Source organism: Nocardioides allogilvus (genome assembly GCF_003047285.1).
GTDB lineage: Bacteria > Actinomycetota > Actinomycetes > Propionibacteriales > Nocardioidaceae > Nocardioides > Nocardioides allogilvus.
On sequence record NZ_PZYX01000011.1, the window covers coordinates 95272 to 118594 of the forward strand.

The 23323-nt window shown below is 70.9% G+C and carries 26 protein-coding genes and 1 pseudogene; 14 read left to right on the forward strand and 13 right to left on the reverse strand.

Annotated features, from left to right (window positions below):
* Positions 1 to 13 precede the first annotated feature (13 nt).
* Positions 14 to 697, forward strand: coding sequence for a potassium channel family protein (locus C9J87_RS15540; protein WP_408635562.1), 684 nt, complete (start codon positions 14 to 16; stop codon positions 695 to 697).
* The gene (locus C9J87_RS15545; protein WP_010833281.1) at positions 694 to 1365 is read left to right on the forward strand and encodes a potassium channel family protein; all 672 of its coding nucleotides are present in this window, start codon (positions 694 to 696) and stop codon (positions 1363 to 1365) included. The genes C9J87_RS15540 and C9J87_RS15545 overlap by 4 nt, the downstream gene beginning before the upstream one ends.
* Before the next feature lie 15 nt (positions 1366 to 1380).
* Here C9J87_RS15545 and C9J87_RS15550 read toward each other — a convergent pair whose 3' ends face one another.
* From C9J87_RS15550 to dut, 4 genes are read right to left on the reverse strand one after another with little or no spacing between them, the layout of a single operon-like run.
* Complete coding sequence (locus tag C9J87_RS15550) at positions 1381 to 2154, reverse strand: DUF3159 domain-containing protein (RefSeq protein WP_010833282.1); 774 nt, start codon at positions 2152 to 2154, stop codon at positions 1381 to 1383.
* Positions 2151 to 2543 (reverse strand): OB-fold nucleic acid binding domain-containing protein, encoded by a 393-nt coding sequence (locus tag C9J87_RS15555; RefSeq protein WP_051204459.1) that lies wholly within the window; start codon positions 2541 to 2543, stop codon positions 2151 to 2153. The genes C9J87_RS15550 and C9J87_RS15555 overlap by 4 nt, the downstream gene beginning before the upstream one ends.
* A gap of 8 nt (positions 2544 to 2551) precedes the next feature.
* Positions 2552 to 3211, reverse strand: a complete 660-nt coding sequence (locus C9J87_RS15560; protein ID WP_010833284.1) for a DUF3710 domain-containing protein — start codon at positions 3209 to 3211, stop codon at positions 2552 to 2554.
* A 33-nt stretch (positions 3212 to 3244) separates the two neighbouring features.
* On the reverse strand, positions 3245 to 3697 hold the full coding sequence (dut, locus tag C9J87_RS15565; RefSeq protein ID WP_036492948.1) for a dUTP diphosphatase: 453 nt from the start codon (positions 3695 to 3697) through the stop codon (positions 3245 to 3247).
* Positions 3698 to 3781: 84 nt separating this feature from the next.
* Here dut and C9J87_RS15570 point away from each other — a divergent pair, with 84 nt between their 5' ends.
* Both C9J87_RS15570 and C9J87_RS15575 read left to right on the forward strand, forming a co-directional pair.
* Complete coding sequence (locus C9J87_RS15570; RefSeq protein WP_010833286.1) at positions 3782 to 4225, forward strand: DUF3093 domain-containing protein; 444 nt, start codon at positions 3782 to 3784, stop codon at positions 4223 to 4225.
* A gap of 29 nt (positions 4226 to 4254) precedes the next feature.
* Entirely contained in the window at positions 4255 to 4575 is a 321-nt protein-coding gene (locus C9J87_RS15575) for a DUF4235 domain-containing protein (RefSeq protein WP_010833287.1), read from the forward strand.
* A 98-nt stretch (positions 4576 to 4673) separates the two neighbouring features.
* On the opposite strand, the gene C9J87_RS15580 is transcribed toward C9J87_RS15575, so the two are convergent.
* The 3 genes from C9J87_RS15580 to C9J87_RS15590 form a co-directional block, all read right to left on the reverse strand.
* Positions 4674 to 4964: a DUF4193 domain-containing protein gene (locus tag C9J87_RS15580; RefSeq protein WP_010833288.1), complete on the reverse strand. Its 291-nt coding sequence runs from the start codon at positions 4962 to 4964 to the stop codon at positions 4674 to 4676.
* A gap of 153 nt (positions 4965 to 5117) precedes the next feature.
* Positions 5118 to 5948, reverse strand: coding sequence for an inositol monophosphatase family protein (locus C9J87_RS15585; protein ID WP_010833289.1), 831 nt, complete (start codon positions 5946 to 5948; stop codon positions 5118 to 5120).
* A complete protein-coding gene (locus C9J87_RS15590) occupies positions 5945 to 7045 on the reverse strand; it encodes a ferrochelatase (protein ID WP_010833290.1) in 1101 nt (366 codons plus the stop codon). The genes C9J87_RS15585 and C9J87_RS15590 overlap by 4 nt, the downstream gene beginning before the upstream one ends.
* Before the next feature lie 43 nt (positions 7046 to 7088).
* On the opposite strand from C9J87_RS15590, the gene C9J87_RS15595 reads away from it, so the two are divergent.
* Positions 7089 to 8390, forward strand: a complete 1302-nt coding sequence (locus tag C9J87_RS15595) for a D-arabinono-1,4-lactone oxidase (RefSeq protein ID WP_107705969.1) — start codon at positions 7089 to 7091, stop codon at positions 8388 to 8390.
* A 22-nt stretch (positions 8391 to 8412) separates the two neighbouring features.
* Here C9J87_RS15595 and C9J87_RS15600 read toward each other — a convergent pair whose 3' ends face one another.
* On the reverse strand, positions 8413 to 9051 hold the full coding sequence (locus C9J87_RS15600) for a trimeric intracellular cation channel family protein (RefSeq protein ID WP_232820077.1): 639 nt from the start codon (positions 9049 to 9051) through the stop codon (positions 8413 to 8415).
* Between the two features lie 119 nt (positions 9052 to 9170).
* Here C9J87_RS15600 and sepH point away from each other — a divergent pair, with 119 nt between their 5' ends.
* The 3 genes from sepH to C9J87_RS15615 are packed head-to-tail and all read left to right on the forward strand — an operon-like array spanning position 9171 to position 13039.
* Positions 9171 to 10160 carry a septation protein SepH gene (gene sepH, locus C9J87_RS15605; protein WP_107705970.1) on the forward strand — a complete coding sequence of 330 codons (990 nt, stop codon included), beginning with the start codon at positions 9171 to 9173 and terminating at the stop codon, positions 10158 to 10160.
* Positions 10161 to 10205: 45 nt separating this feature from the next.
* On the forward strand, positions 10206 to 12206 hold the full coding sequence (locus C9J87_RS15610; RefSeq protein WP_010833295.1) for an SDR family oxidoreductase: 2001 nt from the start codon (positions 10206 to 10208) through the stop codon (positions 12204 to 12206).
* Entirely contained in the window at positions 12203 to 13039 is an 837-nt protein-coding gene (locus C9J87_RS15615) for an MOSC domain-containing protein (RefSeq protein ID WP_010833296.1), read from the forward strand. Before C9J87_RS15610 ends, C9J87_RS15615 begins: the two co-directional genes overlap by 4 nt.
* A 3-nt stretch (positions 13040 to 13042) precedes the next feature.
* On the opposite strand, the gene C9J87_RS15620 is transcribed toward C9J87_RS15615, so the two are convergent.
* Positions 13043 to 13864 carry a sulfurtransferase gene (locus C9J87_RS15620; RefSeq protein ID WP_010833297.1) on the reverse strand — a complete coding sequence of 274 codons (822 nt, stop codon included), beginning with the start codon at positions 13862 to 13864 and terminating at the stop codon, positions 13043 to 13045.
* A 53-nt stretch (positions 13865 to 13917) separates the two neighbouring features.
* Between C9J87_RS15620 and C9J87_RS15625 the strand changes: the two genes are divergently transcribed.
* Positions 13918 to 14571 carry a thymidine kinase gene (locus tag C9J87_RS15625; protein ID WP_010833298.1) on the forward strand — a complete coding sequence of 218 codons (654 nt, stop codon included), beginning with the start codon at positions 13918 to 13920 and terminating at the stop codon, positions 14569 to 14571.
* Between the two features lie 16 nt (positions 14572 to 14587).
* Here C9J87_RS15625 and C9J87_RS15630 read toward each other — a convergent pair whose 3' ends face one another.
* From C9J87_RS15630 to C9J87_RS15640, 3 genes are all read right to left on the reverse strand, one after another.
* Positions 14588 to 15715, reverse strand: coding sequence for an alkaline phosphatase family protein (locus C9J87_RS15630; protein WP_010833299.1), 1128 nt, complete (start codon positions 15713 to 15715; stop codon positions 14588 to 14590).
* A 75-nt stretch (positions 15716 to 15790) separates the two neighbouring features.
* Entirely contained in the window at positions 15791 to 16369 is a 579-nt protein-coding gene (locus C9J87_RS15635; protein ID WP_010833300.1) for a DUF5998 family protein, read from the reverse strand.
* 29 nt (positions 16370 to 16398) lie between these two features.
* Positions 16399 to 19104, reverse strand: coding sequence for a bifunctional acetate--CoA ligase family protein/GNAT family N-acetyltransferase (locus tag C9J87_RS15640; RefSeq protein WP_010833301.1), 2706 nt, complete (start codon positions 19102 to 19104; stop codon positions 16399 to 16401).
* 670 nt (positions 19105 to 19774) lie between these two features.
* Between C9J87_RS15640 and C9J87_RS15650 the strand changes: the two genes are divergently transcribed.
* Positions 19775 to 20551, forward strand: coding sequence for an SDR family NAD(P)-dependent oxidoreductase (locus C9J87_RS15650; protein ID WP_107705971.1), 777 nt, complete (start codon positions 19775 to 19777; stop codon positions 20549 to 20551).
* Between the two features lie 288 nt (positions 20552 to 20839).
* Here the strand turns inward: C9J87_RS15650 and C9J87_RS15655 are convergent, their stop codons facing one another.
* Complete coding sequence (locus C9J87_RS15655) at positions 20840 to 21454, reverse strand: recombinase family protein (RefSeq protein ID WP_107705972.1); 615 nt, start codon at positions 21452 to 21454, stop codon at positions 20840 to 20842.
* Positions 21455 to 21735: 281 nt separating this feature from the next.
* Here C9J87_RS15655 and C9J87_RS15660 point away from each other — a divergent pair, with 281 nt between their 5' ends.
* The 4 genes and pseudogenes from C9J87_RS15660 to C9J87_RS20315 all read left to right on the forward strand — a co-directional run bounded on the left by C9J87_RS15660 (position 21736) and on the right by C9J87_RS20315 (position 23278).
* Positions 21736 to 21858: a DUF6290 family protein gene (locus C9J87_RS15660; RefSeq protein WP_232820078.1), complete on the forward strand. Its 123-nt coding sequence runs from the start codon at positions 21736 to 21738 to the stop codon at positions 21856 to 21858.
* Between the two features lie 93 nt (positions 21859 to 21951).
* A complete protein-coding gene (locus C9J87_RS20310) occupies positions 21952 to 22815 on the forward strand; it encodes a helix-turn-helix transcriptional regulator (protein ID WP_269801751.1) in 864 nt (287 codons plus the stop codon).
* A pseudogene (locus tag C9J87_RS20475) lies at positions 22812 to 22916 on the forward strand (DNA-binding response regulator); the annotation flags it as partial. The gene C9J87_RS20310 and the pseudogene C9J87_RS20475, both read left to right, overlap by 4 nt.
* 59 nt (positions 22917 to 22975) lie before the next feature.
* Positions 22976 to 23278 carry a response regulator transcription factor gene (locus C9J87_RS20315; protein WP_232820081.1) on the forward strand — a complete coding sequence of 101 codons (303 nt, stop codon included), beginning with the start codon at positions 22976 to 22978 and terminating at the stop codon, positions 23276 to 23278.
* The last annotated feature ends 45 nt before the right edge of the window (positions 23279 to 23323 follow it).

Sequence of the window (23323 nt, forward strand, 5' to 3'; positions counted from 1 at the left end):
ACAGCGTAGTCATCTGCGTTACGGTTCCCTCGTGCATGTCGTCATCATGGGCTGTGGCCGGGTCGGTTCGACCCTCGCCCGAAGCCTCGAGGATCGCAACCACACGGTGTCCGTCATCGACAGCGACCCCGATGCGTTCCGCCGGTTGGGTCCGTCGTTCAACGGGGACAAGATCACCGGTTACGGCTTCGACCAGGAGGTCCTGGAGAAGGCCGGCATCCGTCGCGCCGACGCCTTCGCGGCGGTGTCGAGCGGTGACAACTCCAACATCATCGCGGCCCGCGTGGCGCGCGAGACCTTCGGCATCCAGCAGGTCGTCGCGCGCATCTACGACCCCGGCCGCGCCGAGGTCTACCAGCGCCTCGGCATCACCACGGTGGCCACGGTGAAGTGGACGGCCGACCAGGTGTTGCGGCGGGTGCTGCCCGCTGGCGCCGAGCCCGACTTCCGCGACCCGTCCGGCACGATCCGCGTCGACCACATCCAGGTGCCGGAGAAGTGGATCGGTGAACGGACCATCCACTTCCAGGAGCAGTCCCGCACCCGCATCGCGTGGATCGACCGCCTCGGCGAGGGCATGATCCCAACCCGCGAGACCGTCATCCAGGAAGGCGACATGCTGCACCTCGTGATGCGTGAAGAGATCGCCGCGCACGCCTATGCAGTGCTCGAGCGCGGACCCGAGGAGCACCGATGAGAGTCGCCATCGCCGGAGCAGGTGCCGTCGGCCGTTCGATCGCCCGTGAGCTGATCGACAACGGTCACCAGGTGCTGCTGATCGACAAGTCCCCCAACGCCATCCGGCCCGAGCGCGTGCCCAACGCCGAGTGGCTGCTGGCCGACTCGTGCGAGCTCTCCTCGCTGGAGGAGGCCCACTTCGACCGCTGCGACGTGGTCATCGCCGCGACCGGCGACGACAAGGTCAACCTGGTGACGTCCCTCCTCGCCAAGACCGAGTTCGGCGTGCCGCGCACCGTGGGGCGGGTCAACCACCCCAACAACGAGTGGCTCTTCACCGAGGCCTGGGGGGTCGACGTCAACGTGTCGACGCCGCGCATCATGTCCGCTCTCGTCGAGGAGGCCGTCAGCGTCGGCGACCTCGTGCGGCTCTTCACGTTCCGCCAGGGCAACGCCAACCTCGTCGAGATGACGCTGCCCCCGGACTCCCCCTACGTCGGGACGCCGAGCGGTCTGGTGCCGTTCCCCGACAACTGCGCGCTCGTCACGATCCTGCGCGACGGTCAGGTCTACACCCCGAGCGGGGACCAGCCCCTGGAGTCCGGCGACGAGCTGCTGTTCGTCGTCCCCTCCGACGTCGAGGAAGAGCTCGAGCGGCTGCTTTCCCCCCGCACCCACGGCGGCTGAACCCCCGGCAGCAGGTCAGTCGGCAGCCGGACCCGTCGACGTCTGCTGGGTCGAGGACGCCGAGGACGTCGCGGTCTCCGTCATCGGGGTGTGGTTGCGCGCCAGCACCCACACCATCGCGCCGAGCGCAGCGAGCTGCAGCGGCCAGCCGAGCCCGATCTTGGCGACGCCCAGGATCGCGACGGCGGTGTCGGGGTCCATCGATCCCGAGTTGCCGGCCAGCCAGATGGGCGCCTGCACGACGACGCGCAGCATGCACGGCAGCACCAGCAACCACGTCAGCCGCGTGCACAGCTTCACGATCTGCTTGTCCTGGTGCCACGCGGTGGGGTCGCCGGTCACGCTGCCGACCATGAACCCGACGATCGGCCAGCCGATCAGGCAGGTGAGGGCCAGCACCACGGTGTAGCCCGAGTTGTAGAGGATCCCGGGCAGGAAGTAGGCCAGCGCCTGCTCCTGCTCGCTGCCGCCGCTCGCCGCGGACCTCGCCACGAACAGCCAGCCGATGCCGATGCCGACGAGGGCGTTGACGACGAACTGCACCGACGAACGCTGGACGAGGCGCACCACCAGCAGCAGCACCGCCGCCGAGACGCTGAGCGCCAGCGCCAGCGTGAGCTCCCCCGTGGTCAGCCACAGGACGGTGAAGGCGATGGTCGGGACGGCAGCCTCGATCATGCCGCGTCGACCGCCCAGGGCCTGGGAGAGCTGCCGGCGGACGACGGCCTCCACGGTCTCGACGGAGGCTGGAGCTGCGGACTTCACGGGATCGGTCACCGGGCCGGTCACGGAATCAGCTCGTAGCGCGGGTTGAACAGCACGCGGTGACCGGTCGCGGAGCCGATGCGACCCTCGACGCGCATGGCGCGCCCGGGGCCGATGCCGGCGATGCGCCGACGGCCGAGCCAGACGATCGTGATGACGCCGCTGCCGTCCTCGAGCTCGGCCTCGAGTGCTGGTGCGCCGCCGCGCGGGCGCAGCGTCACCGTCTTGATCGTGCCGCGGAGGCTGACGCGCTCGCGGTCCGGCGCCTCGGCGATGGAGACGTCACCGGCGACCGAGTGGGTCGCACGCAGGTCACGGGCGTGTGCCTCGCCGCTGTCGGCCCAGCGCGAGAGGCTGCGCCGCAACCGGCTCCTCTTGTCGGCGGAGTCGGCGTCGGATGTCGTGTCGCCCATGACGGCGTTCACTGCACCCGTCGAGCCTGGTCGGGCAGGATCGCCGGGAGCGGCTCGCCGACCGGCATGGCGACCGCACCGCGGCGTACGACGACCTGGCCCAGCGCGTCCTCCCAGTCCTGCGCCGAGTCCGGCTGGAGGGCGGGGCGTCCCAGGAGTGATGCGCGCAGCATCCAGCGGTCGCCGTTGATGCCGATGATCCGCGACGGCTGGAGGCCCACGGAGCCGTCGGGCTTCTTCACCGGGACCTGGCACATCAGCTCGGTGCCGAAGCGACCCTCGCGCTCCTCGGCCTGGCCGCCCCTGCCGGCGATGTCGGCCTGGATCTGCGGACGCACGGTGCCCCAGAGGTCACCGTTGCGGGGGGCGGCGAACGCTTGGATCTCCAGCGCACCGTCCTGCCCGGCGAGCATGACTGCCTGCACCGTGCCGCTGGCCTCGTCGACCTGCAGCCGGAGCTCACGACCCTCGCTGGGTGCGATCAGCAGCGACCCGAGGTCGACACGCTGCACCCCGTCGCCGGCGACCTGGGACTCGTCGAAGGGACCGTCGGTGCGCGGCTCCGCCGGCTCGGACGCAGCCGAGGTCGCCTCGACTGCGGGCTCGCTCGGCTCCGTGCCCACCTCGGGGGTGGGCTCCGACTTGCGACGGAACTTCACGTCAGTCACTCCATTCGTCGTGATGCAAGAATTTCGGGCGGCTCATGTGCGCGCGAAGCCACCAGTAGAACCGTAGCCCCCCGCGCCGCGAACGGAGTCCGGCAGTGCGTCGACCTCGACGAAACGCGCGCGCTCGAAGCGCTGGATGACGAGCTGGGCGATGCGGTCACCGCGCTGCAGGCTCACCGGCGACACCCGGTCGTGGTTGACCAGCAGCACCTTGATCTCGCCGCGGTAGCCCGCGTCGACGGTGCCGGGGGTGTTGACGATGGACAGCCCGTGGCGCGCGGCCAGCCCGGACCGCGGGTGGATCAGGGCGACGAAGCCCTCCGGCAGCGCGATCGAGATGCCGGTCGGCACGAGCGCTCGCTCCCCCGGCGCCAACGTCACGTCGACCGCGGTCTGCAGGTCGGCACCGGCGTCGCCCGGGTGGGCGTAGGCGGGCATGGGCAGGTCGCGGTCGAGGCGGACGATCGCGACGTCGAGGTCGGTCACCGGCAGGTCGATCTGTTGGTCGGACACGGGCGGAGAATCTACCCGGCAACGTGACCTCAGCACCGCCCCCATAGGCTCTCCCGCGTGGAGTTCGCGGAACGGCTGAGCGTGCCGCTGCGCTGGTGGGTGCAGGGGACGATGCTGGTCGCCACCTTGTGGCTGGCCCTGGTGGTCGCCGTACCCCTCGCCGTCGCCTGGACGGTGACCGGTGTGGCCCTTGCTCTCATGGTCGCCCTGTTCGTGTCGTACGGCGCTGCGCGGGTCACCGTCGACCGCGACGTGCTCCGGGCCGGGGCCGCCCACATCTCCACCGACCACGTCGGCGCGGTGACCGCCCTCGACGCCGAGGCGATGCGGCTCCAGGCCGGCCGGGACGCCGACGTGCGTGCCTTCCTGCTGCTGCGGCCCTACCTCAAGCGCGGGGTGCGGGTCGACCTGACCGACCCGAGCGACCCGGCGCCCTACTGGCTGATCAGCTCGCGTCGCCCCGACGAGCTGGCGGCCGCGCTCACGACTGCGACCCGCTGACACCTGCAGCACTGGGTAGGGTGGTTCGTATGGCATCTGACAGCAGCAAGGCATGGTCTGCCTTCTCGCTCGTCGCCGCCCTCGGGGCAGCAGCGGTCGCGAAGAAGGGCCTCAACACGACGTGGCGGGCAGCGACGGGCAAAAACCCGCCGGCCAACCCCGCCGACCCCGACGTCGACATCCTGGAGGCCGTCGCGTGGGCCGCTGCGAGCGGCACGTTCGTCGCGCTGGCCCGAATGTTCGCCACCCGCCGGGCGGCGAACTACTACGCGAGGTCGACCGGGCACCTGCCCAAGCCCCTCCAGAAGGACAACCAGGACGCCGACGCCGCTGCGGCACCGACGACCTGACCTCCTGCACAGAGCACTCGAGGCCGCGTCCCCCTGGGGGGACGCGGCCTCGTTCGTGTTCTGGGTGACCAGGCCCGAATCATCGGGCCCGCATCAGCTCACACGCAGTCGCGGCAGATCAGCTTCTTCTCGTCCGCGAGCTGCGAGCGGTGGTGCACCAGGAAGCAGCTCATGCAGGTGAACTCGTCCTCCTGGCGGGGCATCACCTCGACAGCGAGCTCCTCGTGCGACAGGTCGGCGCCGGGCAGCTCGAAGGATTCGGCAGCCTCGGTCTCGTCCTCGTCGACCTTGCCGGAGTTCTTGTCGTGGCGACGAGCCTTGAGCTCTTCAATGCTCTCTTCGCTCTGGTCTTCCTCGGTCTTGCGCGGCGCGTCGTAGTCAGTAGCCATCTTCGTCCCTCTCACCCTCAGCACGAGTCCCCTGGGTGTGGGGCCTCGTCATGCTCGTCGGCGCCAGATTGTGCACCATGTAGGTCCGGTCCGCCACGGCGGACCCGATCAGTGCGGTGAACAGGTGATGAAGCCCTCGTATTCCCGAGCTCGTCAGGCCAGGAATCCGGCCCGGCCCAGCGCGGCCACGAACGTGTCCCAGCCGTCCGCCGGCGCCCCCACCACCAGGGCCTCGACGGCCGCCTCGGGGACGATCTCGCGCAGCCGTCCGGGCAGCAGCCCGAACCGCCCACCGGCCTCGGTCAGCACCAGTCCACCGGCGCTGTGGTCCCACGGGTTGGGGCCCTCCTCGACGTAGGCGTCGCCGCTGCCGTCCGCGATGTGGCACAGGTCCAGGGCGCACGACCCCATGCGCCGGATGTCGCGCACGTGCGGGAGCAGCGCGGCCACGCAGGCGGCCTGGTGGGCGCGCACGTCGCTGCGATAGCCGAAGCCCGTCAGCACGAGCCGTTCGGCGAGCGGCGGGCTGGGGCGTACGGCGATGGGCCGGCCGTCGCACGTCGCGCCGGCGCCCCGCGCGGCGGCGTACTCCGCCCCCGAGGAGCCGTTGACCACGACGCCTGCGACGACCGCGCCGTCGACCTCGGCGGCGATGGACACGGCCCAGTCGGGCAGGCCATAGAGGTAGTTGACCGTCCCGTCGATGGGGTCGACGATCCAGCGCACGCCGCTGGTGCCGGGGTGGTCCTCACCCTCCTCCCCCATGATCGCGTCGTCGGGTCGCGCGGCCAGGATGCGCGAGCGGATGAGCTCCTCGCACGCGCGGTCGGCCGCGGTGACGACGTCGACCACGCTCGACTTGGTGTCGGCGACGGCGATCCCGCCGTCGCGCATCCGCCGCGCCAGGGCGACGGCGTCGCGCGCGACGAGGAGCGCGAGGTCGCGCAGGTCGGTGGCGACGTCAGTGCCCGCGTCCGGGTTCACGAGTCGAGCCCGCACAGTGCGGGCCGCTCGCCACGCGGATTGGGACAGCAGCCGACTGCGCAGACCTCGGGCCACGCCGACAGGTCGCCGACCGCCGCACGCTCGACGGGCTCGCCGCGCTCGGCCGCGGCCCGCTCGACGAGCAGGTCGCGCACCATCGCGACGAACCGCGGGTCGACGCCGGGCGTGGCGGCACGCACGGCCTCCAGCCCGAGCTTCTCGGCGGTGGCCAGTGCCTCGGTGTCGAGGTCGTAGATGACCTCCATGTGGTCCGACACGAAGCCCACCGGCACCAGCACCACGGCCCGCGCGCCACGCTCGGAGATGGTCGCGAGGTGGTCGTTGACGTCGGGTTCGAGCCAGGGCGTGCGGGGCGAGCCGGAGCGCGAGCAGTAGACGAGGGTGTGGTCGTGGTGGCGCCCCGTCTCCTGGCGCACCCTCGAGGTGACCTCGGCGGCGACGCTGAGGTGCTGGCGGACGTAGGCGTCCCCGTCGGGTCCGCTCGTCTCGGCCATGTCGGTGGGGATGGAGTGGGTGACGAAGACGAGCTCGGCGCGCTCCCGGACGCTGTCGGGCAGCTCGGCGAGGCCGGCCAGGGTCGCGTCGACCACGGGCTCGACGAAGCCCGGGTGGTTGAAGTACTGGCGCAGCCGGTCCAGGCGCGGCCCTCCCTCGACCGTGGCCGCCGCGTCGGCGAGGTTCTCGCGGTACTGCCGGCACGAGGAGTAGGACGAGTAGGCGGAGGTGGTCAGGACCGCGGCCCGGGTGATCCCGTCGTCGCGCATCGTGGCCAGCGTGTCGGCGAGGTAGGGGTCCCAGTTGCGGTTGCCCCAGTAGACCGGCAGGTCGATGCCGCTGCCGGCCAGGTCCTCGCGGACGGCCGCGAGCAGCGTGCGGTTCTGGTCGTTGATCGGGCTACGACCGCCGAAGAGGAAGTAGTGCTCGCCGACCTCCTCGAGCCGCTCCCGCGGGATCCCCCGGCCCCGGGTGACGTTCTCCAGGAACGGCACGACGTCGTCCGGCTTCTCCGGCCCGCCGAACGACAGGAGCAGGAGCGCGTCGTAGGGCGAGACATCTGGACCGGTGGCGGAAAACATGGCCTCAGCCTAGTGATGCCACCCTCGTCACTACTCTCGTCCCATGGCTCCCTGGACGAACTGGGCAGGCACCGAGGCTGCTGATCCGCGCCACGTCGTGACCCCCACCACGACCGAGCAGGTCGTGCAGGAGGTCGAGCGTGCGATCGCGCAGCGGACCACGGTGAAGATGGCCGGCACCGGGCACAGCTTCACCGGCATCTCCGCACCCGTCGACACCATGCTGCGACCCGACCGCCTCGCCGGCATCGTCTCGGTCGACCGCGACGCCATGACCGTGACCGCGCTGGCCGGCACTCCCCTCCACGTGCTCAACGCCCAGCTCGGGCGGCTGGGGCTGTCCCTGCACAACATGGGTGACATCGAGGAGCAGACACTGGCCGGGGCCACCTCCACCGGCACCCACGGCACCGGCGGCACCGTCGCCTCGCTCTCGGCGCAGATCGCGGCGTTCTCCATGGTCACCGGGCGCGGCGAGGAGGTCCACGCCTCGCCGTCGTCCCACCCCACCCTGTTCGAGGCCGGCCGGATCGGGCTCGGGGCCCTGGGCGTCCTGACGGAGATCACGCTCCACGTCGAGCCGCTGTTCGCCCTCCAGGCGCACGAACGGCCGATGTCGTGGGACACCGCGCTGTCGACGTACGACGAGATGACCCGCGAGCACCACCACGTCGACGTCTACTGGTTCCCGCACACCGACCGGGTGATGACCAAGGTCAACGACCGCCTGGCCGAGCTGGACGACCTCCGCCCGCTGAGCCGCTGGCGGCACTGGCTCGACGACGAGCTCCTGTCCAACACGGTGTTCGGGATGATCACGTCCCTCGGCACCCGCGCCCCCGCCACGATCCCCCGGCTCAACCAGGTGTCGGGCCGTGCCCTGTCCGAGCGCTCCTACAGCGACATCGCCCACCGGGTCTTCACGTCACCGCGACGCGTCCGGTTCAAGGAGATGGAGTACGCCCTGCCGCGCGAGGCCGGCCTCGAGGCGCTGCGGGAGGTGCGCCGGGTCATCGACGCGTCCTCGTGTCGGATCGGCTTCCCGGTCGAGATCCGCTCGACGCCGGCCGACGACATCGCCCTGTCGACCTCGTCGGGCCGCGCGTCGATGTACCTCGCCTTCCACGTGCCCGTGCGGGCCGACCACACCGGCTACTTCGCCGGCGTCGAGGACGTGCTGCGGGCCTTCGACGGCCGCCCTCACTGGGGCAAGATGCACACCCTCGCGGCCGACGACCTGGCCAAGCTCTATCCGCGGTACGACGAGTTCCTCGCGCTGCGCGACGAGCTGGACCCGGACCGGGTGTTCACCAACCCCTACCTCCGACGGGTCCTGGGCGACTGATCGCGCGGCCGCGGGAGCCGGCTCAGACGTTGGACGGCCCGCGCGGCAACGGGGCGCGGATGTCGAGGACGATCGAGAGCAGGCGCAGCACGAGGCAGACCCCGAAGCCGGCCGAGGCCACGAGCCCGAACGGCTGGCCGGCGAGGTCCAGGGCCACCGCAATGCCCGCTCCGGCCAGGGCCGGCGTGGCGTAGAGGTTGCTGTTGAAGATCTCGGGCGGTCGACCGGCCAGCAGGTCGCGGACCATGCCGCCGCCGATCCCCGTCACCATGCCCATCAGTGCCGCGGGCACCGGACCGAGGCCGTACTCCACGGCCTTCAGGGCCCCCGTCACGCAGAAGAGCGACAGCCCGAACGCGTCGAAGACGTCGACCACGCGCTCCAGCCGGCCCACGGTCGGGTGGAACGCGAAGGTGACCAGGCCGGCGGCGACCGGCACGATCAGGTAGCGCCAGTCGGCGAGCGCGGCCGGGGGCGTCGCGTCGATCAGCACGTCGCGCAGGAACCCGCCGCCGAGGCCTGTCGTGCCGGCGAGCACCAGCACCCCGAACACGTCGAAGCCCTTGCGCACCGCCACCAGGGCTCCGGAGGTGGCGAATACGAAGATGCCGAGCAGGTCGAGCACCACCAGGGCGGCGGCCGAGTCCGGGAGGGCGATCACCGGAGCACGCTATCCGTAGGCACGCCGCTCCGGTAGCCGGGCTCCACGCCCGCGCTGGCGTAGGCTCGTGGGGACCGGACACAGGCGTGTCGACCACCACCTGCAGGAGTGCAGCATCCATGGCCCACCTCACGCTCGCGGGACTGAGCGACGACGGGAAGCGCCTGCTGCTGGTGGATGACAACGGAGCCGAGTTCACCCTCGACATCGACGCCCCCCTCCGTGCCACCCTCCGTGGCGAACACGCCCGCATCGGCCAGTTGGAGATTCAGATGGACAGCGCCCTTCGCCCCCGCGACATCCAGACCCGCATCCGTGGCGGCGAGACGGCCGAGTCGGTGGCGCAGGCGGCCCAGACCACGATCGAGAGGATCATGGTCTTCGCCGCGCCCGTGCTCGCCGAGCGCGCCCACGTCGCGCAGCGCGCCCAGGCCTCCTCGCTGCGGCGCAAGGCCGGCGACACCGGTGCCCGCACGCTCGGTGAGGCCGTCAGCGCCCACCTCCACACCTTCAACATCGATCCCGCTGTCGTCGAGTGGGACGCCTGGCGCCGTGAGGACGGCCGCTGGACCCTCACCGGCGCGTTCCGCACAGCGCAGCGCAAGGGCACGGCCACCTTCGCCTTCGACATGCGCGGCAACTTCGTGACCTCCGAGGACGAGGACGCCCGCTGGCTCGTCGGTGAGGCCGTCGGCCGCCCTGCCGCGGCCGCCGCCCCCCGTGCCCGTGACGAGCAGCCGCCGACGCGGGTGCGCCGGCTCAACGCCGTACCCGCCGAGGAGCTGCCGCTCGGCGAGGACGCGATCGAGCTCGTCGCCGACGAACCGGACGACGCCAGCCCGGCCGAGACCACGATCGACCTCACCGAGGCCGGCCTGGGCACAGAGCAGCCCGTCGAGGCCTACCTCGCCGAGGACGCCGAGGAGGGCGCGGACTCCTCCGACGACGATTCCGAGCAGGACACTCCGCCGAGCGAGCCCGCCGCCGAGGACGACCGCAGCCCCGCTGCCGACGAGCCGCCGTCGCGCCGCCCCGCCCGCAAGGCCCGTGGCCGCGCGTCGGTGCCGAGCTGGGACGAGATCATGTTCGGCGGGCCCGGCGAGAAGTAGATCTTCGTCCTCGTCAGCGAAGCAGTCCTTCACTAGTCTCCGGTCATGTCCTACTTCGTCACCGGCGCCACGGGCTTCATCGGCCGTCACCTCGTCGAGGAGCTCCTCGACCACCGCGAGGGCGACGTCTTCGTCCTCGTCCGACCCGGCTCGCGCGGTCGCATCGACGCCCTGATCCGACGCTGGGGCACCGACCGGGTGATCCCGGTGGAGGGCGACCTCGCCACGCCCGGGCTCGGTGTGGATCCGGCGTGGACCGCGGCCAACACGGGGAAGATCGACCACTTCTTCCACCTCGCGGCGATCTACGACATGACGGCCGACGACGCCACCAACGACGCGATGAACGTGGACGGCACCCGCCACGCGCTGGCCCTCGCCGAGGAGATCGGCGCCGGTTGCTTCCACCAGGTCTCCAGCGTGGCCGCGGCCGGGGACCACCGCGGGACCTTCGACGAGACGATGTTCGCGGAGGGGCAGCACCTGCCGTCGCCCTACCACCGCACGAAGTACGAGTCCGAGGCGATCGTCCGTGACGAGTCCACCGTGCCGTGGCGGGTCTACCGCCCGGCGATCGTGGTCGGGCACTCCGAGACGGGCGCGATGGACAAGGTCGACGGTCCCTACTACTTCTTCCCCGTCCTCAAGCTGCTGCGCGACAACCTCCCGGCGTGGCTGCCGCTGGTCGGCGTCGACCTCGGTGACACCAACCTCGTGCCCGTCGACTACGTCGCCAAGGCCATGGACCACCTGGCGCACGCCCCTGGCCACGACGGCGAGGCCTTCCACCTCGTCAACCCCGAGCCACAGCCGGTCGTGGAGACGATCGGACTCTTCTGCGCGGCCGCCGGTGCGCCGCGCTTCGCCACCCCGATCGACCGACGGATCACGGCCTCCAAGCTGGTGCCGCGGCCCCTGCGGCCCTCGACGATGGTGGGAGCACTGGTCCGATCGGGGCCGATCCAGCTCCTGCTCGACCAGACGATCGGGCGTGCCGGCATCCCGGCCGAGGTCGTCGGCCACACCAGCTTCACGGCGGTCTTCGACTCTCGCCGTACGGAGGAAGCACTCGCCGGCTCGGGCATCGCGGTGCCCGACCTGGAGTCCTACGCCCGCACGCTGTGGGGCTACTGGGAGGACAACCTCGACGAGACGACGGGGCGCAGCTCGACCAACCGCGCGGCTCTCGAGGGCAAGCACGTCGTCATCACCGGCGCCTCGTCCGGCATCGGCCTGGTGACCGCGCTCAAGGTCGCGCAGTGCGGCGGCATCCCGGTGCTGGTCGCCCGCGGCAAGGACAAGCTCGAGGAGACCCGGGCGCTGATCGAGCAGCGCGGTGGGCAGGCCCACGTCTACCCGTGCGACCTGTCCGACCTAGAGGCGATCGACGCGCTGTGCACGCAGATGAGCGCGGAGCTGCCGTCGATCGACTTCGTCATCAACAACGCCGGCCGCTCGATCCGCCGCTCGCTGCGGCTCTCCTACGACCGCTTCCACGACTTCGAGCGCACGATGCAGCTCAACTACTTCGGCGCGATCCGGCTGATCATGGGGCTGATGCCCGCGATGCAGAGGCAGAAGTCTGGCCACATCGTCAACGTCAGCTCCATCGGAGTCCAGACCAATCCCCCGCGTTTTGCCGCGTACGTCGCCTCGAAGGCCGCCCTCGACTCGTGGTCCAACGTCGTGGCCAGCGAGGTCGTCGGCAACGGCGTCACGTTCACCAACATCCACATGCCCCTCGTACGGACGCCGATGATCGCGCCGACCAAGCTCTACGACAAGTTCCCCACGATATCGCCGGCCCAGGCCGCCGACATCCTCATCAGGGCCATGGTCGACCGGCCGCACGAGATCAACACCGCGCTGGGCAACGTCGGTGCGATCGCGCACACGGTGGCGCCGAAGGCGGCGTTCAGGTTGCTGAACATGGCCTATCACGTGTTCCCCGACTCGGCGGCCGCCAAGGGAGAGACGCCCGACGGTGGCACCCGCGAGTCCGAGCAGATCATGTTGGCGAAGGTCTTCAAGGGCATCCACTGGTGAGACTCACTGCGCTCAACATCCACCCCGTCAAGAGCATGGCGATCCGGCCCGTGGCCTCGGCGGACGTGCTCTTCGGCGGGCTCGCGACCGACCGGTCGTGGGGAGTCGTCGATGCCGACGGCGTGGTGCTCACCGCCCGGGAGGAGCACGGACTGTTCGCGGTCACGGCCGATACCCCGGCGACCGATGCCTCGCTGAGCACCGCCCTCCGGCTGCGTGCGGCCGACCTGCCCGACCTCCTGCTCGACGAACCGACCGGGGATCGCGTGCGCACCAAGGTCTTCTCCCGGGAGCTCGAGGGCATCCCCGCCGGCGCCGAGGCAGACGCGTGGCTGCGCAAGGCCGTCGGCCGCGACGACCTCCGGCTGGTCTGGTGCGACGATCCGACCCGACGCACGCTCAACCCCGCCCACTCACGACCCGAGGACTTCACGGCGTACGCCGACGGCTATCCCGTCACGATCGCGACCGAGGCCTCGCTGCGCCAGCTCAACGACTGGATCACCGAAGGCGCCCTCGAGCGCGGCGAGGTCCCGCCCGCTCCCCTGCCGATGGAGCGGTTCCGGCCCAACCTCGTCGCCGACGGGGAGATCCCGTTCGCCGAGGACGGCTGGACCACGGTCGTCATCGGCGACGTGCGGTTCCGCGTCGCCAAGCAGACCGACCGGTGCGTGATGACGACGATCGACCCCGCGACGCTGGAGACCGGCAAGGAGCCGATCCGCACGCTGGCCCGGCACCGGCTCTTCGACCACAAGACGATGTTCGCGATCCACCTGGTCCCCGAGTCGACCGGCCGGATCAGCGTGGGCGACGCGGTCGAGGTCTCCTGACCCCTAGCTGCGCTCGACGGGGCGGCTCTCGTCCGATGCCCAGCCCGACCAGCTGCCCGGATAGAGCGCCGCGTCCACCCCGGCGACGGCGAGCGCGAGCAGGTCGTGGGTCGCGGTGACGCCCGAGCCGCAGTAGGCGGCGACGTCGGCGCCGGGTACGGCACCGACCGCGGCATAGATCTCGCGCAGCTCGGCCGGCGAGCGGAACGTCCCGTCCTCGGTCACGTTGCGCGACGTGTCGACGTTGGCCGCGCCGGGGATGTGGCCGGCGACCGGGTCGATCGGCTCGATCTCCCCGCGGTAGCGCTCCGGTGCGCGGGCATCGATGAGGACGTCGACGTCGCACACGTCCGACGCGTCCACGACCCGCATCGACCCGGGCGTGCCCTCGAAGTCACCCGGCTCCGGTGCGACCGACTCCGTGCTGACCGCGCCACCCGCCGCGACCCAGGCGGGCCAGCCGCCGTCGAGCACCCGCACGTCGGGGTGCCCGTGGTCGCGCAACAGCCACCACGCGCGCCCGGCCGCGCGGCCCTGCCAGTCGTCGTGGACGACCACCGGCCGGTCGCCGCTCACCCCGGCACGCCGCATGGCCGCGACGAACACCTCCGGGTCCGGCAGGGGGTGTCTCCCCCGCTCGTCCACCGGGTCTGCGGGTGCGCTCGCGAGCTCGGTGTCGAGGTCGACGTACGCCGCTGTGGGGATGTGCCCCGACGCGTGTTCCTCGAAGCCGGTCGGCCCGCCCATCCGGTAGCGCACGTCGAGGACGGTGACCCCCGCGAGGATCGAGGACAGCTCGGCGGCCGAGATCAGGGGAGAGCTCACGCAGCCAACCGTAGTGCCGCCGCGCTCGACCGGATGTGACAGGATCTCGCGTCGTGGCTGAACTGCATTTCTTCACCGGGACGATGGACAGTGGCAAGTCGACCCTGGCGCTGCAGACCAACCACAACCACGCTGCGCGCGGCCGGGTCGGGAGGATCTTCACCAGCCACGACCGCGCCGGGCAGGCCGTGCTGTCCAGTCGCCTCGGACTGACCCACGACGCGCTCGAGGTCGCCCCCGACTTCGACTTCTGGCGCTATGTCGTGACGTCGCTGACCGCCGGCGGGCGCATCGACTACCTCGTCTGCGACGAGGCCCAGTTCTACACCCCCGACCAGATCGACCAGCTGGCGAAGGTCGTCGACGAGCTCCAGATCGACGTCTTCGCGTTCGGGATCCTCACCGACTTCCGCACCCAGCTGTTCCCCGGCAGCCGCCGGCTCGTCGAGATCGCCGACCGGATGAACGTGCTGCAGGTCGAGGCGCTGTGCTGGTGCGGCAAGCGCGCCACCCACAACGCCCGCACGGTGGACGGCAACATGGTCACCGAGGGTGACGTCGTGGTCGTCGGTGACGTCGAGGCCGCCGACGAGCCCCCGGCAGACGTGGCCTACGAGGTGCTCTGCCGCCAGCACCACCGGCGGCGCCTGACGGCGGCCCGCGCCAAGGCCGTCTCGCTCGCCCCCGAACCGCTGCCCTTCGGCTGACGCCGGCTCGGCAGGGTCAGCTGACGAGGATCGGGATCAGCATCTCGGCCGGGGTCAGTGAGCCGTGCATGCCGATCAGCTTCTTCTCGTAGGGGAAGTCGGTGGTCGAGACGATCGCCGCGTCGCCGCGGCAGGCGACCATGACGTCGCCGACGCGCGGGAGCACACCGGGCGAGACGTCCCCGAACCAGCCGCGCGCGATGGCGTCGTCGCGCGTCAGGACCAGCGCCCGCTCCCCCAGCACCTCGCGCCAGGTCGCCACGACCGAGTCCACGGAGCCGCGCGAGCAGTAGAGGTGGCGGAACCGGGCCTCGCCACCGAGCAGGTCCACGCCGTCGCGCAGCTCCAGCACCTCGTCCACGTCGACGCGCGACGCCTCGTCGGAGTCGACCATCCCGTGGTCGGCCACGACGACGAGTCGCACCGAGTGCGGCAGCGCCTCGCGCATCTGCTCGGCCTCGGCGTCGACCATCGCGAGCTGCTGGAGCCACTGCGTCGACGCGACGCCGAACTTGTGGCCGGTCCAGTCGAGGTCGGAGTCGTAGACATAGGTCAGCGACGGCGAGTACGCCGCCGCGGCGACCATCGCCGCGATCCGCTCGCCAACGCGGTCGGCGCCGACGTAGGTCGCGCCGCGGTGGGCGGCGACAGTCAGCCCGGAGCCGCCGAACTCGCGCTTGTTGACGACCGCGACGTGCACGCCGGCCGCGGTGAGGCGGGCGAAGGCCGTCGGGTGGGGCTGCCAGTCGAGCGGGTCGACCTGGTTGTCCCACGAGAGGTGGTTGATCAGCCGGTTGGTTCCGGGGATGCGCGCGGTGAAGCCGATCAGCCCGTGGGCGCCGGGGACCAGGCCGGTGCCGAGCGACGTCAGGCTGGTCGCCGTCGTCGACGGCACGCCCGCGGTGCCCACGGCCCCACCCTGGACCAGCGAGGAGAGGAACGGCGCGGCGTGCGAGTAGCGCCGGAGCAGCTCCGAGCCCAGGCCGTCGATCAGGAAGACGACGTACGCCGCTGCGTCGGGCAGCAACAGCCCGGTCGGTGCGGCACCGGCGACCGAGGGGTCGATCCCCAGCGCGCGGGCGACCGCGGGCACGACGTCACCCAGCGAGCGCTCGCCGTAGGCCGGCAGCTGGAAGTAGCTCACGCGCGTACTCGCTTCGCTCCGTGCGCGCGCGAGGCACGGTCGCGCTGTGCTGATCTGTTCACTCGCTGCGCTCGCTCACCTGGTCAGGGACGAGAGGGACTCGGCGAAGCCCAGCAACCTGCCCACGGCCTCGCCGCCGTCGGCCGCGGCCGAGACGCGCAGCGAGAAGTCGTCGCCGGCAATGACGCCGGTGTAGCCGTGGTCGGCGTCGCACTCGGGGTCGGCGCAACCGGCCGGCTCGAGGTCGATGCGACCGACACCGCCCCAGCCGATCGTCATGACGGCCTCCGCGGGCGAGGACGGGCCCGAGGTCGGGTTGGCGATCATCCGCGTGACCACGACCGAGCGGACCGCGGACAGCGAGACCGCCTCGGTGGAGGTCGAGGTGTAGGGATCGGGCAGCAGGTCGTCACCGGGGTGCTCGTCGGTGTGCGCCAGGATCAGCCGCGTCGGTGTCAGCACGGCGACGGTCAGGTGACGGCGCACCTCGTCGCGGTCGAAGGTGGGCTCGTGGTGCAGGTAGAACGCCAGCATCTCCTCGCCGCCCACCGCGGAGAAGACTCCGTCGGAGACCACCTCGGGGTAGTAGCCGGTGTGGTCGATGGCTCGTCGAAGTTCTCCCGCTGGCCCGTTGTCGGACGTCTTGCTGCGCATGGCCGCAGTCTGTCACGCAGGCTGCGGGTTCAGTCGGGCAGCGTGTCCCCCGGCGGCGTGGACAGCCGCCGGACGAACCAGTCGGAGCGGGGGTCGATGACCGGCTCGATCCTGATGGCACCGCCGAGCACCGCTGCCCCGTTGGCGCCCGCCAGGATCAGCGGCAGCTCGAGCGCCCGGACCTGGGGCAGGTCGTTCTGGATCTGCGCCACCCGGCGCACCAGTCGCTCGATCTCCGTCACGTCGACGATCTCGCTGCCGCGGTAGCCGAACAGGATCGGCGAGGCCTTGATCTCGCGGACCATGTCCTGCGCGTCGTGCTCGGCCAGCGGCGGGATCCGGAAGGACCGGTCGCCCAGCAGCTCGGTCAGCGGTCCGCCGATGCCGAAGGAGAGCACCGGCCCGAAGAGCGGGTCCTCCATCGAGGAGATCCCGACCGGCACACCCGGCGGTGCGTTCTTCTGGACGACGAAGCCGGCGGACTCGGGCTCGGTGATGAGGTCGTTGAGCGAGCTCCACGCGTCGGTCATGTCGGCGGCGGTATCGATGTTGCGCCAGACGTGGGCCAGGTCGGGGCGGTGGCGCAGGTGGGGCGCGGTCGCCTTCAGCACCACGTCCCAGCCCAGCTGGGTCCCGGCGGCCAGGGCATCGTCGAGGGTGCCGACCGGCACCGTCTCCCACAGCTCGATGCCGTACGCCGCCAACAGCTCGCGCTGCTCCGCCAACGACAGGTCGTGGCCCTCGGGGTGGTGCATGAGCAGTTCGTTGACCACGCGCCGAGCCGCCTGCCGGTCGACGAGCTCCTCGTCGGAGGCCGGCGTGTCGGGCGTGCGCAGCCACACGGCGTACTCCACGACGCGCGCGAGGGCGCGCACCGCCGCTTCCACGGCCGGGTAGGACGGCACGGAGCCGCGACCGGCGCTCGAGCCGGCGACGTCGGGGACCCGCAGGAGCTCGGGCACGCCCTCGGCACCGAGGAAGGTGGAGACGATCGGCTTGTCCGACTGCTCGCCGACGGCCGCGAGGACGTTGGCGACGTCCTCGCCGGAGACGTTGAGCGGCGGGATGTAGATCGCGGCCACGGCATCGACCTCGGGGTCGTCGATGGCGGCGTCGAGGGCGTCCTCGAAGTCCTCCGCACCCGCGTCGGCACCGAGGGCGACCTGCTTGTTGACGACCAGGCCAACACCGGTGGCGGCGTCGGCGGCGAGCAGCCCGAGGGCGTCGGAGTTGCCGACGACGGCGACCCGGCGACCACGCGGCAGCGGCTGGTGGGCCAGCAGCTGGGCGACGTCGAACATCTCCTCCAGCGTGTCCACCTGGATCACGCCCGCCTGCCGGAACATCGCGTCGACGGCCTGCCCGGGCGCGGCGATCTTGCGCACCGCGTGGCCCATCGGCACGCCCTGGGTGCTGCGGCCGGAGCGCACGGCGATGATCGGCTTGCGGCGGCTGACACGGCGGGCGATCCGGGAGAACTTGCGCGGGTTTCCGATGGACTCGAGGTAGAGCAGCACGACCTCGGTGGCGTCGTCCTCGAGCCAGTACTGCAGCAGGTCGTTGCCGGAGACGTCGGCGCGGTTGCCGGCGCTGACGAAGGTCGACAGGCCCAGGCCCCGGTTGTTGACCTTCTCCAGGATCGCCGAGCCGAGGGCGCCCGACTGGCAGAAGAAGCCGGCGCGACCGCGCGGCGGCATCAGCGAGGACAGCGAGGCGTTGAGGCTGACCTCGGGGTCGGTGTTGATGACGCCGAGGGCGTTGGGGCCGATCAGCCGCAGGCCGTAGGAGCGCGAGAGCCCGACGAGGCGGCGCTGCCGGACCCGGCCCTCCTCGCCCGTCTCTGCGAAGCCGGAGGAGATGACGACGAGTCCGTGCACGCCCTTGGCCGCGCAATCGAGGACGACGTCCTGCACGGCGTCGGCGGGCACGGCCACGATGGCGACGTCGACGTCGCCGGGGATGTCGCCGACGGTCTTGTAGGCGGGCATGCCGGACACCGCGTCGGCGCTGGGGTTGACGACGTAGACCCGGCCGGTGAAGTCGCCGGTGACGAGGTTGCGCACTAAGGCTTGGCCGATGGTGTCCTGGCGACGGCTGGCTCCGATGACCGCGACCGAGCGCGGCCGGAAGAAGCGTTCGATGCTGGCGGACTCGGCACGGTGCTCGCGCTGGGCCATCACGCCGATGGCGGTGTCGGTCGGGTCGATGCTGAACTCGAGCTCCATCACGCCCTCGTCGTAGGCGCTGGCGACCCGGTAGCCGGCGTCCTTGAAGGTGTGGATCATCGCCTGGTTGTCGGGCAGGACCTCCGCGATGAAGCGCTCGATCCCCCGCTCGCGGCCGGCCTGGGCGAGGTGCTCGAGCAGCAGCTGCCCGATGCCGCGGCCCTGGTGGCCGTCCTCGACGAGGAAGGCGACCTCGGCCTTGCCGGGCTCGACCATGTCGTAGCGGCCGACGGCGATCATCTTCTCGGCCGAGATGAGCACCAGGGCGACGCGGTTGACGTGGTCGACGCGGGTGAAGCGCTTCAGGTCCCGCTCGGAGAGGTTGGGCATCGGCGAGAAGAACCGGTAGTACTTCGACTCGTCGGAGACCCGGCTGTAGAACTCCACCATCAGCTCGGCGTCCTCGGGCCGGATCGGCCGGATGTGCGCCGACTTCCCGTCGCGCAGGAGGACGTCGGCCTCCCAGTGCCGCGGCGGCGGGGTGCTCGTCTCGGCTTCGCTGGTGGTCACGTCGGGAAATCTACAGGGCCGCAGTGGACTTCGAGCGCGCTCGTCGTTGGCGGTACGGAGAACTGTCGGAGCTTCGGCCTCTGTGGGCCAGCGTGCGCCTGACCGACGATGCCGTCGCAGGCGCGCAAGCCCTGTTCGACGCTGATCCGCAGATCGTGCGCTGGGCCCTGAGCAAAGTCTTTCGTTCCGGAAGTCGATCCGCTCAAGTCGTCGTCTTCGTCGACGTCGCAGGCAACCGCTGGGACCTGCTCGAACAACATTCGTCTGGAGGAGCGATCGGCTCGCGGAGCGTGTCAGTGCGGGATCCGCCACCGGGTCGCTCCGCGAGAGAGGGCCGGCAAACATGAACATCTCCACCGGATGGCCACCCGCGCCTGCTCAAGTTGCGACGCGCATCCGGACATGCCTAAGCGGTCATCAGGTCCGCATGGCGGCGACGAGAACCAGTTGGCGGTCACGCGGGGCGGCCCGCGACCCGCACGGCCCGGGGAGGTTGGAGCACCCGAGCGGCGCACTGGTCGGCCCTTTGGGTGGACCTCCGCCCGAACATCCCCGGTCCGACGGAACGAGCAGCCGACGGTGCTGCGGCTCGGGGGATGCGGCCTGGTACTCGGCTCGGCGTACGCCGTGTCGCGGGCGAACCGGGCGAGCGCCGGGTTAGCGTCGCGAAATGTCCATCGACCTCACGGGCAAGTCCGCCCTCGTCACAGGTGCCGGATCCGGCATCGGCCGCGCCACCGCCATCGTCTTCGCCCGGTACGGCGCACGCGTCGCGGTTGCCGGGCGCCGTCCGGACGCGCTCGAGCAGACGGTCGCGCTCGTCGCCGCCGTCGGCGGCGAGGCGCTCGCCGTACCCACCGACGTGAGCGTGCCCGACGAGGTGGAGGCCATGGTCGCCGCGACCGTCCAGGCGTTCGGCACGCTGGACATCGCCTGCAACAACGCCGCGATCATCGGCACCGAGGGTCCGATCACGTCGCTGTCCGCGGACGACTTCGACCACACGATGGGCACCAACCTCCGCGGCGCGTTCCTGTGCCTCAAGCACGAGCTCGCCGCGATGACGGGCCCGGGCGCGATCGTGAATGTCAGCTCCGTGAACGCGACGCTCCCCGAGCGCGGGGTCTCCCTCTACTGCACCAGCAAGGCCGGCCTGGACATGCTCACCCAGGTGGCCGCGCTCGAGGCGGCCGCCGTCGCGGTCCGGGTGAACTCCCTCCGACCGGGATTCGTCATGACACCGATGCACGACGGCGTGCTCGAGTCGATCGGCGGCGCGACCCCGGACAACGTCGAGATGGTCGAAGGCATGGTGCCACTGCGCCGTCGAGCCGACGCCGAGGAGATCGCCGAGGCGATCGCGTGGCTGTGCTCGGACGACGCGCGCTACGTCACCGGGTCGGTGCTCACCGTCGACGGCGGGATCTCCATCTCGCCCGCCGGATGAGTCGGGCTCAGAACTCCTGCGGCTCCGGGTGTCCGTGTTCATTTGGCGGTCGTTGTCTCTGTACGACGGGTCGACCCGGTCATCGAGCGATGGGAACACGTGCGCTTGACCGCTCGCGATCCTCACCCAGCCGCGGGTCGGCTCCCAGCCTGTGCGTCTTATCGCCGAAGATGTGCGCGTCCTAGGTTGAGGCGTGCCCGAGGACGACTCGCGGTGCCACCTCGTTGGCGAACCACACTGGCACGCTCCAGTGCGGGATCGGTTGCGGGACGCCAGAGCGAGATGCTGTCAGCGTCTTGTCGAGGCGTCGACGAGTTCTGCCTTCGCCGCCAAGCGTTGGCGCTGGATGGCGCGGTAGACGGTGGAGCGGCCGACACCGAACAGCTCGGCGACCTCAAGGGTGCTGTATTCGCCGCTGTGGACCAAGGACACCAGGTGCGCCTCTTGCTTCCGGCTGAGTTTGGGCTGCTTGCCCTTGAGCCGACCTTTGGCCCTGGCGACCTTCATTCCCTCGACGGTGCGGAGCCGGATCAGGTCGGACTCGAACTCTGCAACCATGGCCAGGACGTTGAAGAGCAGCCGTCCGACAGCATCGGTAGGGTCGTAGACCGACCCGCCCAGGCTCAAGCTGATCTGACGAGAGGTGAGTTCGTCCGCGATCGCTCGGGCGTCTGGAAGCGACCGAGCAAGGCGGTCTAGCTTGGTGACCACCAGGGTGTCGCCGGCTCGGCAGGCGGCGAGCGCTTCGCGCAGGCCCGGGCGTTCCCGGTTGGTGCCCGTCAAGCCGTGGTCGACATAGATGCGCTCGTCCTCGACACCGAGGCCGAGCAGGGCGTCGCGTTGCGCTGTGAGGTCTTGTGCATCGGTGGAGCATCGGGCGTACCCGACAAGTAGTGCGCTCATGGCGCACCTCCAATAGGGAGTTGGCCCTGCCAACGCCACAGGATGTGGTCGGCTCGGGCGTCGGGGCGAACCCGACACCACCAGCAACTGCTCTTCCTTGCCCGGTCCGCAAGTACCCTCACCCGCCGCCGCTTCCCCCGATCCATTTTTCGTAATACGATTTGGACCATGGTCAGGGAGGAGCAGATCCCCAGCAATGGGCGGACGAAGCCGAAACTGGCTACGACGTCAAGGAGATGAAGCGGCGCGGACGCGGTCGGCCCGGACGTGGCGCCGAGCCAATGCAGGTCGTTGCAGTACGCCTCACGGCGGAGGAGCTCGCTGCGGTCGACGCCATCGCCGAGCGAGACCACATCTCGAGATCCGAAGCGATCCGCAGGGCGCTGGCCGGCTCGGCGGCGTGAAGATCCACGACAGCGCACTCAAACCGGCTCGAGGACATCGAGCACCTCGAGCCGACTCACCTTCCCGAAGAGGGTTCGGGACCGGTCCTTGAGATGGCGCAGGGCGTCAATGGACTACTGCTGCGGCTTGCCAACGCGCAGCGCGCCGGCGACGCCCGGGCGCTCGCGGCGCAGGAGGCCGAGCGGCACCGCATCGCCCAGGAACTGCACGACGAAGTGGGCCAGAGCCTCACCGTCGTGCTGCTGGGGCTCAAACAGGTCGAGGGCCGCGCCCCAGCCGACCTGGTCCCCGAGCTCGCCGCCGTGCGGGAGAGCGCACGCGCCGGCCTCGACGACGTGCGTCGGGTAGCGCGGCGGCTGCGACCGGGGGTGCTGGACGACCTCGGGCTCACGAGCGCCCTCGCCGCGCTCACGACCGACTTCGCGGCACACAGCGCCGCGTCCGTGCGCCGCTCGTTCACGCCCGGGCTGCCCGCGCTGAGCCCGGAGGCCGAGGTCGTGATCTACCGTGTCGCCGAGGAGGCGCTCACCAACGCCGCCCGGCACGCCGACGCGCGCGAGGTCGAGCTCTCGCTGCAGCGCTTGGGCGGCAGCGTCGTGCTGGAGGTCCGTGACGACGGCCGCGGCTTCGAGGGACTCGCGGAGGGCTCCGGGTTGATGGGGATGCGCGAGCGGGCGGCTCTGGTGCGCGCCGAGTTTGTCTGTGATCAGCCAGCCGCGGCACGGGACTACCGTCAGACTGCGGATCCCGGCCGACGGCGTGGCGGGTGCCGCGTGATCCGGATACTCCTGGCCGATGACCACACTCTGGTGCGTCGGGGCGTGCGCCTGATCCTCGAGCAGGAGCCTGATTCAAAGGTCGTGGCGGAGGCGGCAGACGGTGCCGAGGCCGTAGAACGGGTTCGGGACACCGAGGTCGACCTCGTGGTGCTCGACATCGCGATGCCGCGGGGATGACCGGCCTGCAGGCCGCCGCAGAGATTGTCCGCCGGCGCACCCCACCACGCATCCTCATGCTGTCGATGCACGACAACGAGCAGTACTTCTTCGGCGCTCTAAAGGCAGGCGCCAGCGGGTACGTCTTGAAGTCGGTCGCCGACGAGGACCTCGTCGGTGCTTGCCGGGCAGCTATGCGGGGCGAGACGTTCCTCTATCCCGGCGCGGAAAGCACGCTGGTGCGCGACTACCTCGACCGGCTCCGGCGGGGGGAGCGGGTGCCGAGGTCGGTGCTGACAGCGCGCGAGACCAGGTCATCAAACTCATCGCCGAGGGGCGCTCATCGCGAGAGATCGCGCGCGACCTACACATCGCCCTCAAGACCGTGGAGGGCCATCGAGCCAACATCCTGGGCAAGCTCGGCATGCGTGACCGCGTCGAGCTCACCCGGTATGCGATGCGTGCGGGCCTCATCGAACCCTGACGTCGGGGGCGGGGCATCTGCCATCGGGAAAGACCTCCGACGGCA

What these genes read in the sequence shown, in the direction of transcription:
- C9J87_RS20310 (WP_269801751.1), top strand. Translation starts at nt 21,952, where the DNA reads ATGGCGCAGGGCGTCAATGGACTACTGCTGCGGCTTGCCAACGCGCAG.
- C9J87_RS15660 (WP_232820078.1), top strand. Translation starts at nt 21,736, where the DNA reads ATGCAGGTCGTTGCAGTACGCCTCACGGCGGAGGAGCTCGCTGCGGTC.
- C9J87_RS15655 (WP_107705972.1), bottom strand. Translation starts at nt 21,454, where the DNA reads ATGAGCGCACTACTTGTCGGGTACGCCCGATGCTCCACCGATGCACAA.
- C9J87_RS15635 (WP_010833300.1), bottom strand. Translation starts at nt 16,369, where the DNA reads ATGCGCAGCAAGACGTCCGACAACGGGCCAGCGGGAGAACTTCGACGA.
- sepH (WP_107705970.1), top strand. Translation starts at nt 9,171, where the DNA reads ATGGCCCACCTCACGCTCGCGGGACTGAGCGACGACGGGAAGCGCCTG.
- C9J87_RS15575 (WP_010833287.1), top strand. Translation starts at nt 4,255, where the DNA reads ATGGCATCTGACAGCAGCAAGGCATGGTCTGCCTTCTCGCTCGTCGCC.
- C9J87_RS15555 (WP_051204459.1), bottom strand. Translation starts at nt 2,543, where the DNA reads ATGGGCGACACGACATCCGACGCCGACTCCGCCGACAAGAGGAGCCGG.
- C9J87_RS15580 (WP_010833288.1), bottom strand. Translation starts at nt 4,964, where the DNA reads ATGGCTACTGACTACGACGCGCCGCGCAAGACCGAGGAAGACCAGAGC.
- C9J87_RS15650 (WP_107705971.1), top strand. Translation starts at nt 19,775, where the DNA reads ATGTCCATCGACCTCACGGGCAAGTCCGCCCTCGTCACAGGTGCCGGA.
- C9J87_RS15545 (WP_010833281.1), top strand. Translation starts at nt 694, where the DNA reads ATGAGAGTCGCCATCGCCGGAGCAGGTGCCGTCGGCCGTTCGATCGCC.
- C9J87_RS15610 (WP_010833295.1), top strand. Translation starts at nt 10,206, where the DNA reads ATGTCCTACTTCGTCACCGGCGCCACGGGCTTCATCGGCCGTCACCTC.
- C9J87_RS15595 (WP_107705969.1), top strand. Translation starts at nt 7,089, where the DNA reads ATGGCTCCCTGGACGAACTGGGCAGGCACCGAGGCTGCTGATCCGCGC.
- C9J87_RS15590 (WP_010833290.1), bottom strand. Translation starts at nt 7,045, where the DNA reads ATGTTTTCCGCCACCGGTCCAGATGTCTCGCCCTACGACGCGCTCCTG.